The organism is Microcoleus sp. N9_A1 (assembly GCF_036701795.1).
In the GTDB taxonomy this organism is placed as follows: Bacteria; Cyanobacteriota; Cyanobacteriia; order Cyanobacteriales; family Microcoleaceae; genus Microcoleus.
In genome coordinates this window covers 1-17,884 of the sequence record NZ_JAUBRI010000005.1, presented here as the reverse complement: position 1 = coordinate 17,884, position 17,884 = coordinate 1, and the positions used below count along the sequence as shown (strand labels likewise).

The following is a 17,884-nucleotide window of genomic DNA, read 5'->3' as shown; positions in this document are numbered from 1 at the left end:
TTTCTATAATTTGAGCTGACCACTTTTCTTTTATTTACATAACTCATTCAGACGCGCTATAGTAACGAAAAATACCAAAAAAAATCAAGTTTCGGATTCGGATAATGTTTAATTAGATCCTCGAATTTTTAAGGAAGTCGGGGCTCTGGGTATTCTATTTGTTAGCGATTAGTAGTGCGATCGACCTTTGGGGAGTTTTTGCAGTTTATTGAAGTTTCCTCAAATTGTTAAGGGCTGTTTCATAGTTATATTTATCACCTTGCTGCTGAAATAAGTCTGCTGCTTTCTGAAAGTCTTGCATCGCCCCGGGCTTGTCTCCCCCTTCAGCGCGGGCAATTCCCCGGCTCAAGTAGGCGCCGGCTAAGTTAGGATTGATTTGCAAAGCTCGATCGTAATCGGCTAAAGCACTTTGCGTGTCTCCTAAACGAGAGCGGGCAACGCCCCGGTTTAAGTAGGCATCGGCAAAGTTAGGATTAATTTGCAAAGCTCGATCGTAATCGGCAAGTGCACCCTGACGGTCTCCTAAATCATCGCGAGCATTCCCCCGGTTGGTGTAGGCTTCGGCCCAGTTAGGATTGATTCGCACAGCTTCGTTAAAATCGGCTACAGCTCCCTGATTGTCTCCTGAAACATAACGGATAATCCCCCGGTAATAGTAAGCAAGAGCATCGTTAGGATTAATTCGTAAAACTTGGTTGAAATCGAGGATCGCACCTTCCTTGTCTCCTAACTCAGAGCGGGCAAGTCCCCGGTTGCCGTAGGCTTCTAATAAGTTAGGATTAATTCGTAAAGCTTCGTTGAAATCCGCTACAGCACCCTGGTTGTCTCCTAAATCAGAGCGCACCATTCCCCGGTTGTTGTATGCAGAGGCATAGTTAGGATTATTTCGCAAAGCTTCGGTGTAATCGGCGAGTGCACCCTTTTTGTCTCCCAAACGAGAGCGGGTAACTCCCCGGTTGTAGTAGGCTGAGGTATCGTTGGGATTAATTCGTAAAGCTGCGTTGTAATCAGCGAGTGCACCCTGGCTGTCTCCTGAGTCATCGCGGGCATTCCCCCGGCTGGTGTAGGCATCTACATAGTTAGGATTAATTCGCAAAGCTTCGTTGAAATCCGCTACAGCACCCTTATTGTCTCCTAAACTATAGCGGGCATTTCCCCGGCCGTTGTAGGCTTCGGCATAATTAGGATTAAGCACGATTGCTTGAGTGTAAGCCGCTATAGCGCCTTGATAATCTCCTTTTTCATATTTTTCCTCACCCTGAATAAAGAAATCCTCAGTTTTGGGCGCAGCCACCACAGACGCACTCGGAACCTGAGCAGATATAGCAAAAACTGGGGTTGGTTGTGCGATCGCACTTATTGCAACTGCACCAATCAACGCGATCGTCCGTTTGTTAAAAATTTTCATTGATTTTACCTGGCAAGAAAATAGCTTTGAAATTAAACATACTCGCCTTTATACACTAATTGCAAGCGATCGACTGGGAGGAACTTCAAAGCTAGGTTCCTCGTACAAACTTCGCTCAGATGGAAGGACAAACGATTTGTCAGGTGTTAAACAGGCTATAGCGATTAGTAAGGCAGCAGTTTATTGAAGTCTCCTAAGAATGTTAATGGCTTTTGCATAATTATTTTTATCTCCTGGCTTCTGATATAAGTCTGCTGCTTTCTGAAAATCTTGAATCGCACCCGGCTTGTCTCCTAAGTCACGGCGGGCCAGTCCCCGGTTGTAGTAGGCATTAACATGGTTAGGCTCAATTCGCAAAGCTTGGTTGTAATCGGCTACAGCACCCTGCTTGTCTCCTAACTTAAAGCGGGCAAGTCCCCGGTTGTTGTAGGCTTGGGCATAGTTAGGATTAATTCGTAAAGCTTGGTTATAATCGGCTACCGCACCCTGCTTGTCTCCTAAGTCAGAGCGGGCAATTCCTCGGTTGTAGTAGGCTTTGGCATAGTTAGGATTAATTCGTAAAGCTTGGTTGTAATCGGCTACCGCACCCTGCTTGTCTCCTAATTTAGAGCGGGCAATTCCCCGGTTGTGGTAGGCTTGGGCATAGTTAGGATTAAGCGCAATTGCTTGAGTGTAAGCGGCTATAGCACCTTTATAATCTTTTTTTTGATACTTATCCTCACCCAGAATAAAAAAATCCTCAGCTTTCGTCCCTGCCGCCAAATCTGAGTTGGAAATCTTAGCAACGCTGTACTTTTGACTGTTGGTAAACTCTACAACTGTTAAGTCAACTTTTGGCAGTTTTTTCAAGGTAGCATCAGCATCACTCCCCTGCTTCAGGGTGAATAGCAAAGTCCTATTCGTACAAGTATCATCTTGATTAACAGCAGCGCACACCACGGGTTCTGCATTCATAATCCCAGTGCTAATATATTTGAGAGTACCACTGTTAAAAAAGCTCTCATTTCCCGCACGTCTGGGTTGACAAAAAAGTACATTTGTGGTAACAGAAATAACTAACCCTGTGACGCATCCAGTCAAAATTTTGAATTTCATAAATATATCCACATCTTTGATATATCTTGTCACAGCTCAGCTAAGTTCACAACCCAGAACTTATGCTGATTGCAAAGGCGATCGACTTTAGCAAACTGCTATCCTAAAGAGAGAAAACTAACACTGCCATCAATCTCAAAATGCTACTTGTTCCTACGGCTGAACCAATTCCGCTGGTGGCTGATGCAAACGGTGTGATTCGCGTTAGCAGAACCCGCGTCACCATAGATACACTCATTACCAGAAAGAATTGGTTTAAAGCCTCTCCCTGATCGGGAGAAATTAAAAGAAAACTATTCATTACTCCAATCCTCTTCCTTCTAGGTAGAGGTCGCACTCAACTGTCAACTGTCAACTGTCAACTGAATGAAAGCTTTTCTTGAAGGATGCACAGCAGAATAAATCAGGGAACAGTACCCGTCTCTTCAACTTTCCGATATTTATTTTGCGATCGGCTACTACTTGCGACACCAATCCGAAGTTAACGCTTATCTGATGGAACGTCAACGTCTTGCTGCAGAAGTTCATCAGGAAGCAGAAAGGCATTTTAACCCAGTTGGAATAGGCGATCGTCTATTAGCAAGACGTAACAAAAAAGGGTATTTTTATATGCTGCGATTCTTGGTAGACGAGAACTTTAAGAATCAGATTGTCTGAGGTATTCTGCGGCGGAATCCCGACGTTGATATTGTCCGCGTTCAAGATATGGGGTCGCTCGAAGCAGACGACCCAACTGTCTTAGAATGGGCAGCGCAGCAAGGGCGCGTGGTACTAATTCACGATGTAGCAACGATGACCAACTTCGCCTATGAGCGAATGCAAGCAGGTCTTGCAATGCCTGGGTTATTTGAAGTCAGTCGCCGTGTTTCCGTAGGTTTGGCGATCGAGGAAATTTTGCTAATAGCTGAGTGCAGTCGGGAAGGAGAATGGGAAGGGCAAGTGCGATTTTTACCTTTACGCTAACGAGCTTAGCAAACTATGTCAATACCGAAAAAAGGAACAAGAAAAATAATTGTTGATAGGGAGCCTTTCATCTGGCTAATCCGAAGACAAGCTACTAATACGCAAGCAGACTACGGTTGCGGAAATCTTCATGTTGGTGTCGAACACGCTGAAAAACGGGGTTCGGTTTTAGTTATCATCACCGATCGACCTCATCCTCAAGATAGGAGTACAACTAACTGTGAATTACCAGCAAAACCCTCTGATGTAGCACAATGGATACGGCAAGCGGTGCAACTCCGATGGCAGCCTGGGCGATCGGGAATCACTTTTAATGTGCAGATTGCAGGAGGACGTGCAGAAAAAATATATTAGAGCGGGGAGTGTCGATCGGCTATGCTGAAGACAGAAAATTAACACCACACTCAAACTCAAAATGCTAGTCGTTCCCAGCAGTTAATATTGATGTAGCACAAAAATATATATTTTACACCAACCACCACGATTCGGCTTTCGCCGAGGCTAAGCGATGTCTACCGAAAAATTAGTTAACTGGCTCGAATCGAACACCGAATTAGGCATATTATCCCGCGACATTTTACAGGCGATCGCCCTGGAAATGGAAATGGCAACTTTTCCCACGGGATTTCGAGTGGTAATCGAAGATACGCCCGTCACCAATCTCTACATCCTAGAAAGAGGACAAGCCGATCGCTACCGGCGCAAACAACCGGGCTTAATGTGGGGGAGTAGTTTGTTACCGGGGGCGATCGTCAATTTATCCGCCCTCCAGCGATCGCAACCGGCAGATAGTCGAATTATTGCCCGTACAGAATGTCAATTTTGGGTAATTAGTGCCTCACGCTGGCGCAGTTTGCTAGAAAGATATCCACGCATCACCGAAGCCTACGCTCAACGCTTGGCTGCGAAATTAGAGCAGCTAGAATCAGAAATCGCCTACGAAAGAGAGCGTCAAAACGCACTCCGCACCTATTTAGTACCAAGGGCGAAACGCGGAGTAATTGGAAATAGCCGTTATGCAGTGAAATTGCGCCAACAAATTCGCACAGCATCGAGTGACAATCGATCGGTATTAATCTCTGGCGAACCTGGTTTAGAAAAAGATAATTTAGCTGCTTTAATTCATTTCGGTTCCCACCGCCGCAACGAACCAGTTATTCAGATCAAAAGTGCCTTGCTTCAGGCTAATGGAGCGGAATTATTCGGGCGTTTGGGCGGCAAACCGGGATTGTTGGAATGGTTGGGCGAAGGGACGTTAATTTTCAATGACGTGCAAGAATTACCCGCTCAATTATGCCCCCAAATTCAGCAATTATTAACCGAGGGAACCTATACCCTAGTAGTCAGAGAAGGACAAATACCACCGCCACCGCGTTCTACTAATGCCCGCATTATTTTAATCTCAGAAATTGTGCAGCCCAAGCTAGATAAGCTGACACAACACAAGATTAAAGTCCCATCCTTGCGGGTGCGAAAAACAGATTTAGAGGCACAAGTCAACTATTATCTCAATATTCTTGGTCGCCAAAAGAAATTAGTCAAGCCCCAAGTCACACCGGAAGCAATTCGCCGCTTGCAAACCTACGATTTTCCAGGTAATTTACAGGAATTGCAGGGAATGGTCGATCGCGCTTTAGTTCAAGCCCAGGGAAGTCAGGTACTAACCGAAGAAGTATTTTGGGCCCAGGCGGCGAAAAAACAAAAATTTCGCCTGAATTTATTAAATATCTATCCTAAATTTAGGCAATTTTTACGGAGTGATTGGTATCCCGATCGCGTGAATTATTGGTTTACCAGTTGGGTATTTGCATTAGTAGTAATCATCCTATTTGTTGCTCCCCAAGATAGAGAGCATAATTTTGCTCTCAATATTTTTTGGGCGTGGTGGTGGCCGTTGATGTTATTATTATTCCCCCTCGTCGGGCGATTGTGGTGTGCCTTTTGCCCTTTTATGATTTATGGGGAAATCGTCCAAAAACTATCGCTAAAATTTTTCCCGCGAACTCTCAAAAAATGGCCGCGCCAATTAGCCGAAAAATGGGGTGGTTGGTTTCTATTCGGACTATTTACCCTAATCTTTCTCTGGGAAGAGTTGTGGAATTTAGAAAATACCGCCTATTTATCCAGTTGTTTGTTATTGCTAATTACGGCGGGCGCGGTAATTTTTTCGGTAATTTTTGAAAGGCGGCTTTGGTGTCGATATTTATGCCCCATCGGAGGGATGAATGGATTATTTGCTAAACTTTCAATCATCGAATTGCGCGCCCAACAAGGAACCTGCGCGGCGGAATGCACCACCTACCAATGCTATAAAGGCGGCCCGGGCTTGGGGGAAGGATTAACCACTAATGGATGTCCAATTTATTCCCATCCGGCCCAATTAACTGATAATAAAGATTGCGTCTTGTGCATGACTTGCTTAAAAGCTTGTCCCCATCGATCGGTAGAATTAAATGTGCGCCCTCCGGGAATCGAATTATGGACAACCCACGTTCCTCACAGTTATGAAGTTGCCTTGTTATTTCTCTTATTAGGCGGTATCTATCTCCATCGCTTACCGGAAATCGATAGTTTGTTGGGGCTAGGTATCAATTTAGAGCAATTTTTACCTCATTTAGGAATGTCGCTAGCGGTGTTAATTATCCCGCCGCTGATTCCGTTAGTAGCTTATGCCGTCATGCAGGCAATTTACCGATTGGGACAAGCAAAAACTATTCCATTTACAACCTATAAACCTCTCTCATTTGTCTCTCTTGCCTACGGATATCTCCCCCTAGTCTGGGGCGGTAGTTTGGCTCATTATTGGCGATTGGGTTTGCAGGAAGGCGGGCGAGTGCTTCCGGTAACTTTTGCCACTTTCGGACAAATTAGAGATGATTTGCCGAGTTTTGTAGGAGATCCAGCGGTGATTAGTTTTTTGCAAGGTTTTACTTTGATTGTCTCATTGTTGGTGACGATATTTGTGACTCAACAAATTGCTAAGCGATCGATTAAATCTTTGATTCCTCAGCATTTAGCGAGTTTGTGCCTCATGGTGAGTTTGTGGTATGCGATCGTAGGAAACTAATGTAAAATAAAACAAGGAGGATTTGCTATGACTTCACAACTTCAACAAGCGATCGATCTTGCTCAGTCACTGTCATTGACAGAACAGCTTGAACTACTCAAAACACTATCCGGTATTATCCAACGCACCCATTCTCTGGAAACTGAAGCTGCAACAACAGAAGAAGATACAGATTTTTCAGCAGCAAGCTTTCGCCAATCTTGGCAGCAAGCCATAACTGGACAAACATTACCCCTTTCTCAACTTTAGGAGGGTTTCGCACAACTTCTGAAGAACCAGATGCTTGAGTCTTTTTGTTATAATCCTATGAGTCGGCTGGACTAAAGTCCGCTCCAAGTTGCGGACTTTAGTCCGCACTACAAACTAATCTTAAATTCGTCAACCTACCAGACATGATGGGATGATTTTAAGATTTGCGGGCAGCATCGAAACTGTTAAAATAGTTACTTCAGCAGTGGGAATCATCATCTAAATTGGCAAGCGATTGTACTAATTTACGATCGCCAGCAACTCCCAAAATCGAATATCTAGTTTCGATGCCAACCTCCCGGTTCAACCTCCAAATTTAGCATTGTTTTGAAGTCAGCCAAATGGTTGAATATGTCCTTTTCCACATCGGTTTCTTTTTCTTTATTTTGGAGTTGGTGCTGCCACAGCTTTTGATCGAACGTTCCGACAACAAAATATTCGTTGCCGATCGCCTGCGGTGCAATTTTCTGCAAGCCCACCGTCAATTCTGCCTCCAATTCATCTTGATGCGCCATAATCAACTCGCATTTCGAGCAGTAGCGACAGGTTTTTCCCTGTATTATTGGCCCCACGCCCTTAATCGAGATAAACAAAGCAAATTTCCGCAGATGTGTCAGTTTTTGACACTTCGGACATTTGCTCAACCTGATATCGGGATACGGGTTGAGGATGAAGGAATATCGCGGTTTTAATTTGCCAATGTAAGTTTTAGCCTTATCCATTACAGTAAGCCACAGGAAAAATCAATGATTCAATTTTAGCCACAAGGCATTCGATCGCACATAATATGATGCAATTGATCCAATCTTTGTGGTTTTGTGCATGAGCGAGAATCTGCGAAATCGCCTGTGGGCAAGTGTTTTAGCTGTGGTTGCGTGAAAGCAAAAGCCCTTGGTTAGCTGTCATCGGGATAGTTATTTTGGGGGTTTACGGCGTGCTTCCCACACTGCAAACTGCTACTTTTGGGCGGGCGTAGGCGGCCTGTGGGGGCGTTTTTATTGTGCTGTCGATCAGCCCTTGCTATTTGAATTGAACCACAAAGGCTTTCGCTCGATCGAGCTTCTCGGGGTAGGCTTCCCGGCGATCGACCTTTTGAAAAACAAACCCACGTTCGATCCAGAAGCGTACCATAGCCTATTGCTTGCGATCTGATTTCTTCCGCCGACGGAAGCAAACATCCATCCGAATCGCTTGGCCGCGACAGCTAGGACACTTGGTCTCTTGAAGGCGCTTCGGCAGGAAAAGCACCTGTAGGGCGCGAGATTCGTGGTAGCGTGACTGATGGGTGCTAACTTATAATTGTGTTGCAGATCCAGGTGTAGGGGAGATAGTATTATAATTCTATTTACAGGTTCAAGTATACAAAAAGTCTCTTAAAAATACTTTATTAAACCTCTCAAAATTTTCTCGCGATCCTATGAGCGAATCCTCAACCAAACCAGCCAGAATTACCAAAGTTATCCCCGACAGCATCTGCGCCGAAATGGGATTTGAACCCGGAGACTCCATCGTCGCCGTTAACGGCCAAAAACCCCGCGACTTAATCGACTATCAATTTCTGTGCGCCGATGAATTTCTCGAACTAGAAGTTTTAGATACCAAAGGCAAAACTCACAAGTTAGAAATAGAAAAAGAGTATGACGAAGACTTGGGTGTGGAATTTGAAACCGCCCTCTTCGACGGACTAATTCAGTGTAACAACCGCTGCCCTTTTTGCTTTATTGACCAGCAACCTTCGGGAAAGCGCGAAACTCTTTATTTCAAAGATGATGACTATCGCCTCAGCTTTCTTTATGGCAGCTATCTCACTCTCACTAATTTGACTGAAAAAGAGTGGAACCGAATCGAACAAATGCGGCTTTCTCCTCTCTACGTTTCCGTGCACGCTACGGAACCGGATGTGCGAATTCGCTTGTTGAAAAATTTTCGGGCTGGGAAGATTCTCGAACAAATTAAATGGTTTCAAGAGCGCCGTTTGCAAATTCATGCTCAAGTTGTTGTTTGTCCGGGAATTAATGATGGCGAACATTTGGAACGGACTTTGTTAGATTTGGCAAAGTTTCATACCGGAAATATCCCGGCTGTGGCATCGGTGGCTGTGGTGCCGGTGGGTTTAACTCGCTTTCGCCCTGCGGCAGATGAATTAATTGCTGTAACTGCCGAAAAAGCGCGGGAAGTCATCGCGCAAGTGCAGAAAATTCAAGGGGTTTTGAGTCAGGGAAAAGGTGGCGGAAAAACTAAGAAAAAGAGTTCAAAATCGCGCTGTATTTGGCTGGCTGATGAGTGGTTTTTAATCGCTGGTTTAGATTTGCCGTCGGCGGCAGATTATGAGGATTATCCCCAAATTGGTAATGGTGTGGGTTCGATTCGCCAGTTTATTGGGCAGTTTGAAGCGGCTTTTGCTAAGCTGCAACCGCTGCCGGTTATTCCACCTCGTAGGTTGGTTTGGGTGGTGGGAAATGCTGTTGAAAAAGCTTTTGAGCCGATCGCACAACAACTCAACCAGATTCCAGGCTTGTCTGTCAATATGGCAGCACTCTCCAGCCGCTACTGGGGACAAACTATCACTGTCACGGGTTTGCTCACCGGGCAAGATTTGCTCGAAGCTTTGCAGGGGCGAGACTTGGGAGATGGCATCTTGCTGCCCTCGGTGATGCTAAAACAGGGTGAACCGCGTTTTCTCGATGATATGACCCTAGAACAGCTCGAAAACTCGCTCAAAACCCGGATTTTGCCGGTGAGTGGCGTAGAGGAACTAATCTCGGCGGCGATCGGTCTGGCAAATGCTGAAGTTCAATTGTAAATGTCGATCGAACATTCAAAAGTTAAGATGAGTAGGGTAATTGTGACTTGTAACCGTCGAGTTCAGGCTACAGACTAGAAACTTGAGACCTCAATCTTGCTCTAAAATTGTCTCTAGGATTGCAGAGTAATTAAAAAATTATGCGTGTTTTTCGTCAAATTATCGTAGTCGGAGTGGGCGCTGCAATTACTTTCAGCAACGCCGCACAGAGTGCTTCAGCACAGCCCCCGGCTCAATCTCTGGACAGTTCCCCCCGCTTCAATCAGCTCGAATTAGGGCAGAAGGTTCGATCGACCTCGAACAAAGCGCCAGAATCAGCCTCAGATCCCGAACAGTCGATCGCCCTTAACCCGCAAACCTCCGAGTCTCCGCAGCAAGGGGGAGCGAATATCGCATCAACTTCCGCAACCGGGCCCGAGCAAGCATCAAAGCCTCAACAGGCTGCTCCGGCTTCCCCATCAACTCTGTCTCAGGGCGGTTCCACACCACTAAGAGGTTTGGAACCGACAGAGGTTCAGCAGCCTTCCCCGAACCCTCCCAACAATGTTCCTGTGCCCAGTTCCCCGGTACCCATTCTCCGGGGCACTCCCAACGAAAGTTTCCCCCCTGTGCCTCCGAGGGGCATTTTAGATACCAAGCCTCCGACTTCCCTGGAACCCAACCCGAATCCGCTGCTGTTTCCGACAAAGCCGGAGGATGTCAGGATCGAGCAAACTGAGTCAATTACCTTGCAGCAAGCGATCGACCTCGCCCGCCGCAACAGCCAAGTTTTGCAAATCGCCGGACAGCAAGTGGAACAAAGCAGAGCCGCTTTGCGCGAACAGCAAGCTGCTCTTTATCCAGACCTGAATTTTCAAATGGACGCCAGCCGGTCTGTGAGTGCCGGCGGAGAACTCGGAATCCGGGCTGGACAGCGCCGCCTCAACGCTCTGGCTAACCGAACCGGGCAGCCCGCCGAGCAAGCCGGCACAAATTTCGGCAACAACAGTCTCAACAGCACTTTGCAGTTGAACTATGACATCGATTTGTTCGGAAGGCGGCGCGCTAACATCCGCGCGGCAGAGGAACAGGTGCGCCTTCGGGAACTGGATGTGGAACGCCAAGCCGAGGAACTGCGCTTCGACACTGCTGAGGCTTACTACACCTTGCAAAACGCGGACGGACAAGTTGCCATCCGCCAAGCTTCGGTCAGAAATGCCGAGCAAAGTTTGCGGGATGCCGAAGCCCTGGAACGGGCAGGGGTCGGAACCCGGTTTGCTGTGTTGCAGGCTCAGGCAAATTTGGCTAACGAACAGCAACAACTGTCATTGGCCCGTCGTGACCAGCGAGTGGCCCAGCGGCGTCTGGCTGAGATTTTGAATATCAGCCAGTCGGCGAACTTGACAGCGGCTGACCCGGTAGAGCAAGCCGCACCTTGGAGGCTGTCTTTGGAAGAAAGTATCGTGCAGGCTTTTAGGAATCGCCCCGAGTTGGAACAGCAGTTGGTACAGAGGGATATCAGCAATCAGCAGAGGCGATCGATTCAGGCGGGGCGTTTGCCTCAACTGAGTGTTGGGGGTAGTTACAACGTACTGGGACAAGACCCTGATAACCCCGATCCGTTTGCTGCTCGCGGCTGGGCCGATGGTTATTCGATCCGGGCGAGTCTGACTTGGAGTATCTTCGATGGGGGCGCGGCGAACGCCAGGGTAAAACAGCGGGATGCTGATATTACAATCGCCGAAAGTCGATTCGACCAACTCCGCAATCAGGTGCGCCGGGAAGTGGAACAAGCTTATTATGGCTTAGAGTCGAGTTTTGAGAATATCGAAACTTCTGAGGCGGGGGTTTTGCAATCAAGGGAAGCTCTGCGTTTGGCCAGACTGCGCTTTCAAGCTGGGGTGGGTACTCAGACGGATGTCATTCAGGCGGAAACTGATTTGACTAGGGCTGAGAGAAACCGATTGTCGGCAATTGTCACCTACAACCTGGGACTTTCGTCTATCCAGCGGGCTGTGAGCAATCTCCCGACGAATAACCTCTCGGATGCTCCTTGAGATTGAGTTGGGGCGATTTCCTACGGGATAGCTAGGTTTCACGACCTTTAATCACAAAGGCAATTAGACATCGGGTATTAAACGTCCGACACATTAGTTAATATTTTGTAATAGAGTTCCATGTCAACTGCGTTAAGGGATCGGCAATGGCCAATATCAAGTTTGTAAAGGAAAATCAGGAAGTCATCGCAGCAGACGGGGCCAATTTGAGGCTCAAAGCTCTAGAAAACCGCATCGATTTGTACACATTTTCGGGAAAGATGATGAATTGCGGGGGCATTGGTCAATGCGGCACCTGCATTGTGGAAATTGTCGAGGGCAGTGAAAATCTGTCGCCCCGCACTGACTTTGAGAACCGCAAGCTCAAGAAAAAGCCCGAAAACTATCGGTTGGCTTGTCAAGCTATGGTCAACGGCCAGGTGAGCGTGAAGACTAAACCTTAACTGCCGGTGGGCATGGGGCATAGGGCATGGGGTATAGGGCATGGGGCATAGGGCATAGGGCAGAAGGAAATAAAAATTCTTGGATTCTGAATTTTGATTTTTTTCCTATTCCACTGTCTACTACTGCCTTCTGCTGATGTACTTCTGTATTCGAGTTTGCCTTTTGCCTTTGAGTGATATCCTAGTTGTGTGTGTTTTTCTATTTTCCGATAGAGGCGAGCGTCTTCATGGAAGTTAACGATTTAGGGTTTGTGGCAACCATTCTGTTTGTATTGGTTCCCAGTGTTTTTCTAATCATTCTGTACATTCAAACTGCTAGCCGTCAAGGTAGAAAAGATTAGCAACTGCTGCTATTTCTGTCTGGCTTTGCTGCTTGCAAAAAAAAGCGCCAACAGCTTTTTGCTGAGGCGCTTTTTTTATTAACTGTTGAGTGTTAGCTGCTAACTCTTAACGATGAGATTCTAGCCGACTGTGCGGGCTAGCAAGACGGGACAGTTGGCATAAACTCGCACGTAGTCTGATAGCGAATTTCCCAGGAGTCGATCGATATCCACAAAGTTTTTGGCAACGTTGGGTCGCCGATCGGGGGAACCGATTACCAACAAGTCGGCATTCAAGTCGTCTGCAATCCGACAAATTTCTTCCCCTGGCTTGCCTGTAGCACTCACGCAGCGGTAGCTAACTCCCATTTGTTTGGTTAGTGCTACTGCCGGAGCTAATACGGGGTCTTTTTCAGCACTTCCTGTTAAATCTTCGCTGGCTTTTCCCGTCAAATCTTTGGTGACGTGTACTAAAATTATCTCTCCGCCGCTGACTTCTTTAACCAAAGATAGCGCAAGCTCTAATGACTGTTTGGCAGCTTCTGATTTGTCTACCGCCACCATGACGCGCTTGATTTTTTTGACGTAGATGTCGTCTTTTACTAACAACATCGGTCGGGATGTTAGCTGGAAAACGTACTGGCTGACAGAGTTTTCCAAAATCGATTGCAGCCGTCCGAGTCCCCGGGAACCCATAATTACTAAGTCGGATTGTTCTTCTTCTGCGACTTGGCAAACTGTGGTTTTCGGGTCTCCCTGTTTGAGCCGCGGGTTGACTTTGCTGGGATCTATTTTCAAAGACTGGACTGCTTGTGCTAAAATCTTGCCTCCTTCTTCCAATTTCTCGGCCATGCCATCGGATGTTACTTGGGGCGGCACGACGTGCAAGACGGTGACAGAGGTTTGTTGCAAGGAAGGGATGTCCATCAACATATTAAACATCTCTTCGCACAAGCCGCGACCGGCGACGGCTACTAAAATTTTTTCTATCATGGTTTTGGCGGTAAAAACAGTTGAGTTTTCTTGTGCGACGTTAAACTAGGGCGTTGGTACTCTAGCTAGTTAATGTCCAGCATAAGCCTGAACTTTGCTTTATGATTTGTAGAAATGTAGCGTTTTGGAACAATTTGTAACGTGTTAGAGAACGATCGAACTCAACCAGAACTCGCACCGGCTGGTGCTATTCAAAATCGGCGCGGGATGGACTCTGAGGGCTGGTTTGAATATTTGGTGCGAGTGTACCCTCACCATACTGACTACAGCGGTGTGGTTTGGCACGGGACTTATATTGCTTGGATGGAAGAAGCTAGGGTGGAAAGTTTGCGCTCTCTTGGCATCGAGTATGCAGACTGGGTGGCGCAGGGTTTGGAATTGCCAGTGGTGGAACTTTCGCTGCGCTACCACCGGGCTGTACAAATGGGTCAATCTGTGGCAGTCAGAACGCGGATCGCTGCTACCGAGGGCGTGAGGCTGCTTTGGGATTACGAAATTCGATCGGCTGATACTCAGGAGTTATATGTGACAGCACAGGTAACTTTGGTTGGTGTCGATCGTGACAAGGGCAAGATTATCCGGCAATTGCCGCCGGCACTAAAGGAGGCTTTGACAAGGCTTTCTGTTAAACCTTCAACCTAAGCTGCTGTTATAGCAGTTGACAGTTGACAGTTGACAGTTGACAGTTTTTAGACGGGCATCAAACCGTTGATGCTACAAGGATCAGGGATCTATTCATGAGCTTATTTCTGTCCTTACCGATGTGGCGGTTGCTATAACTATAAAAAATAGTTGGTACAGCCCTAGTAAGTAGAGTGCGTGACTTTTGAGTCACTCCCTTCGCCGCCCAAATATTATTTGTTCACGCACTCTACACAACTGCCTTATGCCTTCATTGGAACTTTTAATAATGTCAAGAAAACTGGGATTGCCAGAGCCAAATATTGAAATTCAGCGCAATGTTTTGGAAAAAACCGAGTTAAACTCTGCCTTAACAACTGAAGACAAAACTCTTGTTTCGGGAAAGCCAGACAGTTTAAAAAACGGTGAATTAGCTGACAGTCAAGGCAAAATTTGGGCGCTCGTTTCGCTGTCGGCGGCGCTGCTAGCGGTGTCGCTGGCTGCGATTTTTATTAGGTTGAGCGAACGGGAAATCAGCCCGAATGCTACTGTTTTTAACCGTTTGTGGATAGCAACTGTAGTATTTGGACTATGGAATGGTGCTGATGCTGCGCGCCGCCGAATGTCTGGGGCACAAGTTGAAGAGCGATCGAGCTACACTCTGCAGGATGTGATGCTGTTAACAGCGGTAGGCGTGGTTTCTTCTGCTTCTTTGGGTTTCTGGGCATGGTCACTGACTCAGACTAATGTCGCTAATTCTACTGTACTGCGAAACTTAACTCCTTTATTTACTACTTTGGGGGGATGGCTGCTGTTGGGGCGGCGCTTTGACAACAGGTTTTTGGTGGGACTGGCGGTGGCTTTGTCTGGTGCAATTGCGATCGGCATGGACGATTTGCAAACTGCAGGAGACACTCTTTTCGGCGACATAGCTGCTCTTTTATCAGCGATGTTTTATGCAGGAAATCTGCTGATTGCAGAACATTTGCGAACGAAGTTTCCGGCGACAACTATATTGATGTGGCGCTGTTTTATTGGCAGTATCTTGGTTTTGCCACTGGTTGTGCTGGCGGGCGATCGAGTTTTTCCTTATTCTTGGCAAGGATGGCTGGCTGTAATTGGTTTGGCGGTGATTTGTCAAGCTTTCGGTCAGGGACTGCTCATCCACAGTCTCGGTCGTTTGTCGTCGGGATTTGTCGCTCTTTTCCTGCTCCTAGAACCCGTGATTACTGCGATTATTGCCTGGGTGCTGTTTGCGGAAAGTTTGAGCTTGTTTAATTGGTTTGCTTTCTCCGTAGTTTTGGCGGGAATATATTTGGCAAAATCTAGCCGTTCTGCAGATAAAAAATAAAATACACAGGAAAAAAACTTAAATGGTTGCAACATCAATTGGCATAAATCGCTGGCATTATGACTTTAGTTTGCTGCCTCAATATTTGGAGGTAATGTTTGCTAAATTGCGGATCGCTGTGGTGTTCGGCGGCGACTGCGATCGCCCTGGTTCTGTGATTTACAAAACTCACAATCCCCGCGCTTGGAAGAGTTACGAAGTAGTCGCCCGTGAGATTGTTAAAGCCTTAGCAGAAATTGGCTTTCAGCAAGTCTTTGTCATGCCTGACGACATGAACTTGCCGGAACAACTCAAACAAAACAACATCCATTTAGTGTGGCTGAATACTGGCGGAGTCCAGGGCTACAATCCTGTTTGTCACACTCCCGCTTTGTTGGAAATGTTGGGAATGCCTTATGTCGGTCACAATCCTTTAAACAGTTCAACTTTAGATAACAAACACGCTTTTAAACGGGAACTGCAATCAGTCGGAATTAAAACCGCTCCGTTTATGAATTGGCATCCTTCTCAAGGGATTTTGCATCCTAATTTGCACGAGCGTTTTGCCATTGCTTTCGGGGATTATCCAGGGCCTTTTGTTGTTAAACCAGTATCCGGCCGCGCTTCGCTGCACGTTCATTTTGTAGACAAAATTGAGGGTTTGTCTCAGGCAGTTTCGGAAGTTCACCGAGACACTCACAATACTGCTTTAATTGAGAAGTATTTGCCGGGACGAGAATTTTGTGTAGCGGTTTGCGGCTATGTTACTTATGCTAAAGGCAGATTTGATAAAAATACAAAACCATTTGCTTTTTCGACAATCGAGCGGGTGCTAGAGTCTGACGAACGCATCTTTACTTCTATGGATAAAAAAGCGATTACGGCCGATCGAGGACGGTTGATGGGGAGCGAGGAACCGGAACTCAAACAAAAGTTAATTGAGTTAGCTAGAAAAATTTATTGGGAGTTTAGTTTGAATAGTTTGGTGCGGATTGATGTCCGAAGTGATGCTGATGGCTCGCTTTATGTTTTGGAAGCAAATCCGAAACCGGATCTGAAACATCCAGGGAAAAATGTGACGAGTTTGGTAGCTTTAGGTTTGGCGGAATACGGGATGAGTTATAACGATTTAATTTTTAGTTTATTGGCGGATAGGTTGGATTATTTGTTGACTCAGCATATCGAAATTATTCCTCATATTGTGGATTTGCTGCATTAATTGGGCTTGCAGGGTGCGGATGGCGCACCTTACCTGTAAACAAAAGGTATTTGTAAATAAATATAAATTGTTGAACCAAGTTAATACAGGCTTGCAAGTTGTGATAGCTTTGAGTAAGATAGCGATTTGTTGCTGTCCATTTTTTGGGCAAGCATCAAGATTACTCAATTTATATCAATTAGATAGAACAAATGGAAGCATTACTTTTATTAATAGGATTTGGAGGCGGGGCCTTAGTCTGCTGGCTAATTTTGAATAAGCGAAATTCGCGCAATTTGGTGCGGATGCATGGTTCGCAGGAGGCTATATCGAATTTGGCGGCTCAGTTGGATGCCAGAAATTCGGAATTGCGGCAAAAGGTGCAGAATGAAAATCAGCTAAATTCTGAATTGTCCCAGTTGCAAAATCGGTTGGAAACAGTGACTCGCGAGCAAGATTTTTTAAATAATCGAGTGTCGGAAATGGAAGAAGTTTTGGGAGGAATTGCCCAGGAGCGATCGCAAATTGATGCTCTGATTGCTGAGTTGCAGTTAGAAAATGCTCAACAAGCTGAGTCGCAGTTAGCAGAAGTGGCAGAACTTCAATATCAGTTAGAAGTTGCGGAGCAGGATCGATCGCAACTTAACGCTCAATTGCTGGAAATGCAAGCAGAGTTAGAGACGGTGGATGCAGAACGTTCTCAATTTCACGCTCTGCTGTCGGAATTTGAGAGTCAGTTGGAAACGGCTAGCCAAAGCAGGTTGCAGGTACAGTACCAGTTGTCGGAAATTCAAATTAAGTTCGATCGCTCGATTGAAGAGCGGCAGCAACTTCAGTCTCAACTGTCGGGTTTGCAAGCTCAACTGGAATTAGGCGTAGCAGAGCGATCGCCACTGCAATCCCAGTTAGAAACAGCTAACAGAGAGCGATCGTACCTTTACTCTCAAATATCGGAATTTCAAAGCCAAATCGATACAGCTAATCAGGCTCAAAATCAACTGCAATCTCAAGTAGCGGAATTAGAAAATCATTTAGAAATCGTTTATCAAGAACGTTTGCAGCTAAATTCGCAGCTATCAGAATTGCCAACAAACTCCCCAGCGGGCGATCGAGAATCTCCAGAACCTGAAGTAGAGCCTACTTGAGTAGAAATCAAAGGAAAGAAATCCTCAGTACAAACAGGAGAATATTTAGGCAATCGGACATCATATTTACTCCTAAATTCCTAACAATCGAGCGGGATTTACCTTCATCATTAAATCAATTTCAGGTTGAGAAATAGGGAGCATCCCATTAAGGAAGTAAGTATTTATACTTAGTTTAGAAACAGGTAAAATGTTAAAAAATCACACCTCAAG

The 17,884-nt window shown here is 46.1% G+C and carries 18 protein-coding genes; 14 read left to right on the top strand and 4 right to left on the bottom strand.

Translation table 11 applies throughout. The features are described from left to right. Positions 1-205: 205 nt before the first annotated feature. Complete coding sequence (locus QUA58_RS03400; protein WP_333393039.1) at positions 206-1,408, bottom strand: tetratricopeptide repeat protein; 1,203 nt, start codon at positions 1,406-1,408, stop codon at positions 206-208. 180 nt (positions 1,409-1,588) lie between these two features. Continuing rightward, the gene (locus QUA58_RS03395; RefSeq protein WP_333393038.1) at positions 1,589-2,503 is read right to left on the bottom strand and encodes a tetratricopeptide repeat protein; all 915 of its coding nucleotides are present in this window, start codon (positions 2,501-2,503) and stop codon (positions 1,589-1,591) included. Between the two features lie 140 nt (positions 2,504-2,643). Between QUA58_RS03395 and QUA58_RS03390 the strand changes: the two genes are divergently transcribed. From QUA58_RS03390 to QUA58_RS03370, 5 genes are all read left to right on the top strand, one after another. After that, complete coding sequence (locus QUA58_RS03390; RefSeq protein WP_333393037.1) at positions 2,644-2,775, top strand: hypothetical protein; 132 nt, start codon at positions 2,644-2,646, stop codon at positions 2,773-2,775. A 433-nt stretch (positions 2,776-3,208) separates the two neighbouring features. Then, positions 3,209-3,466 carry a hypothetical protein gene (locus tag QUA58_RS03385; protein ID WP_333393036.1) on the top strand — a complete coding sequence of 86 codons (258 nt, stop codon included), beginning with the start codon at positions 3,209-3,211 and terminating at the stop codon, positions 3,464-3,466. 15 nt (positions 3,467-3,481) lie between these two features. After that, positions 3,482-3,820, top strand: a complete 339-nt coding sequence (locus tag QUA58_RS03380) for a hypothetical protein (RefSeq protein WP_333393035.1) — start codon at positions 3,482-3,484, stop codon at positions 3,818-3,820. A 154-nt stretch (positions 3,821-3,974) separates the two neighbouring features. Then, positions 3,975-6,533, top strand: a complete 2,559-nt coding sequence (locus QUA58_RS03375) for a sigma 54-interacting transcriptional regulator (RefSeq protein WP_333393034.1) — start codon at positions 3,975-3,977, stop codon at positions 6,531-6,533. 27 nt (positions 6,534-6,560) lie between these two features. After that, complete coding sequence (locus QUA58_RS03370) at positions 6,561-6,782, top strand: hypothetical protein (RefSeq protein WP_333253123.1); 222 nt, start codon at positions 6,561-6,563, stop codon at positions 6,780-6,782. A gap of 278 nt (positions 6,783-7,060) precedes the next feature. On the opposite strand, the gene QUA58_RS03365 is transcribed toward QUA58_RS03370, so the two are convergent. After that, on the bottom strand, positions 7,061-7,297 hold the full coding sequence (locus QUA58_RS03365; RefSeq protein ID WP_333393033.1) for a hypothetical protein: 237 nt from the start codon (positions 7,295-7,297) through the stop codon (positions 7,061-7,063). Between the two features lie 356 nt (positions 7,298-7,653). Between QUA58_RS03365 and QUA58_RS31450 the strand changes: the two genes are divergently transcribed. The 5 genes from QUA58_RS31450 to psbM all read left to right on the top strand — a co-directional run bounded on the left by QUA58_RS31450 (position 7,654) and on the right by psbM (position 12,405). Beyond that, entirely contained in the window at positions 7,654-7,758 is a 105-nt protein-coding gene (locus QUA58_RS31450) for a hypothetical protein (protein ID WP_445301859.1), read from the top strand. Between the two features lie 441 nt (positions 7,759-8,199). Continuing rightward, positions 8,200-9,585, top strand: a complete 1,386-nt coding sequence (locus QUA58_RS03360; RefSeq protein WP_333393032.1) for a TIGR03279 family radical SAM protein — start codon at positions 8,200-8,202, stop codon at positions 9,583-9,585. Positions 9,586-9,725: 140 nt separating this feature from the next. Continuing rightward, complete coding sequence (locus QUA58_RS03355; protein WP_333253116.1) at positions 9,726-11,621, top strand: TolC family protein; 1,896 nt, start codon at positions 9,726-9,728, stop codon at positions 11,619-11,621. Between the two features lie 146 nt (positions 11,622-11,767). Continuing rightward, positions 11,768-12,064, top strand: a complete 297-nt coding sequence (locus tag QUA58_RS03350; protein ID WP_333083505.1) for a 2Fe-2S iron-sulfur cluster-binding protein — start codon at positions 11,768-11,770, stop codon at positions 12,062-12,064. 227 nt (positions 12,065-12,291) lie between these two features. Then, entirely contained in the window at positions 12,292-12,405 is a 114-nt protein-coding gene (gene psbM / locus QUA58_RS03345) for a photosystem II reaction center protein PsbM (RefSeq protein ID WP_015177760.1), read from the top strand. A gap of 120 nt (positions 12,406-12,525) precedes the next feature. Here the strand turns inward: psbM and QUA58_RS03340 are convergent, their stop codons facing one another. Then, positions 12,526-13,377: a universal stress protein gene (locus QUA58_RS03340; protein WP_333393031.1), complete on the bottom strand. Its 852-nt coding sequence runs from the start codon at positions 13,375-13,377 to the stop codon at positions 12,526-12,528. Positions 13,378-13,518: 141 nt separating this feature from the next. On the opposite strand from QUA58_RS03340, the gene QUA58_RS03335 reads away from it, so the two are divergent. From QUA58_RS03335 to QUA58_RS03320, 4 genes are all read left to right on the top strand, one after another. Next, the gene (locus tag QUA58_RS03335) at positions 13,519-14,019 is read left to right on the top strand and encodes a thioesterase family protein (protein WP_333253110.1); all 501 of its coding nucleotides are present in this window, start codon (positions 13,519-13,521) and stop codon (positions 14,017-14,019) included. A gap of 268 nt (positions 14,020-14,287) precedes the next feature. Further along, positions 14,288-15,349, top strand: a complete 1,062-nt coding sequence (locus QUA58_RS03330) for a DMT family transporter (RefSeq protein WP_333393030.1) — start codon at positions 14,288-14,290, stop codon at positions 15,347-15,349. Between the two features lie 22 nt (positions 15,350-15,371). Further along, entirely contained in the window at positions 15,372-16,547 is a 1,176-nt protein-coding gene (locus QUA58_RS03325) for an ATP-grasp domain-containing protein (RefSeq protein WP_333253106.1), read from the top strand. 191 nt (positions 16,548-16,738) lie between these two features. Further along, positions 16,739-17,671 carry a hypothetical protein gene (locus QUA58_RS03320; RefSeq protein ID WP_333393028.1) on the top strand — a complete coding sequence of 311 codons (933 nt, stop codon included), beginning with the start codon at positions 16,739-16,741 and terminating at the stop codon, positions 17,669-17,671. Positions 17,672-17,884: the final 213 nt, after the last annotated feature.

Coding starts and splice junctions, on each gene's coding strand:
- QUA58_RS03360 (WP_333393032.1), top strand. CDS start 8,200: ATGAGCGAATCCTCAACCAAACCAGCCAGAATTACCAAAGTTATCCCC.
- QUA58_RS03390 (WP_333393037.1), top strand. CDS start 2,644: ATGCTACTTGTTCCTACGGCTGAACCAATTCCGCTGGTGGCTGATGCA.
- QUA58_RS03350 (WP_333083505.1), top strand. CDS start 11,768: ATGGCCAATATCAAGTTTGTAAAGGAAAATCAGGAAGTCATCGCAGCA.
- QUA58_RS03325 (WP_333253106.1), top strand. CDS start 15,372: ATGGTTGCAACATCAATTGGCATAAATCGCTGGCATTATGACTTTAGT.
- QUA58_RS03380 (WP_333393035.1), top strand. CDS start 3,482: ATGTCAATACCGAAAAAAGGAACAAGAAAAATAATTGTTGATAGGGAG.
- QUA58_RS03400 (WP_333393039.1), bottom strand. CDS start 1,408: ATGAAAATTTTTAACAAACGGACGATCGCGTTGATTGGTGCAGTTGCA.
- QUA58_RS03330 (WP_333393030.1), top strand. CDS start 14,288: ATGTCAAGAAAACTGGGATTGCCAGAGCCAAATATTGAAATTCAGCGC.
- QUA58_RS03365 (WP_333393033.1), bottom strand. CDS start 7,297: ATGGCGCATCAAGATGAATTGGAGGCAGAATTGACGGTGGGCTTGCAG.
- QUA58_RS03355 (WP_333253116.1), top strand. CDS start 9,726: ATGCGTGTTTTTCGTCAAATTATCGTAGTCGGAGTGGGCGCTGCAATT.
- QUA58_RS03385 (WP_333393036.1), top strand. CDS start 3,209: ATGGGGTCGCTCGAAGCAGACGACCCAACTGTCTTAGAATGGGCAGCG.
- QUA58_RS03395 (WP_333393038.1), bottom strand. CDS start 2,503: ATGAAATTCAAAATTTTGACTGGATGCGTCACAGGGTTAGTTATTTCT.
- psbM (WP_015177760.1), top strand. CDS start 12,292: ATGGAAGTTAACGATTTAGGGTTTGTGGCAACCATTCTGTTTGTATTG.
- QUA58_RS03320 (WP_333393028.1), top strand. CDS start 16,739: ATGGAAGCATTACTTTTATTAATAGGATTTGGAGGCGGGGCCTTAGTC.
- QUA58_RS03340 (WP_333393031.1), bottom strand. CDS start 13,377: ATGATAGAAAAAATTTTAGTAGCCGTCGCCGGTCGCGGCTTGTGCGAA.
- QUA58_RS03370 (WP_333253123.1), top strand. CDS start 6,561: ATGACTTCACAACTTCAACAAGCGATCGATCTTGCTCAGTCACTGTCA.
- QUA58_RS03375 (WP_333393034.1), top strand. CDS start 3,975: ATGTCTACCGAAAAATTAGTTAACTGGCTCGAATCGAACACCGAATTA.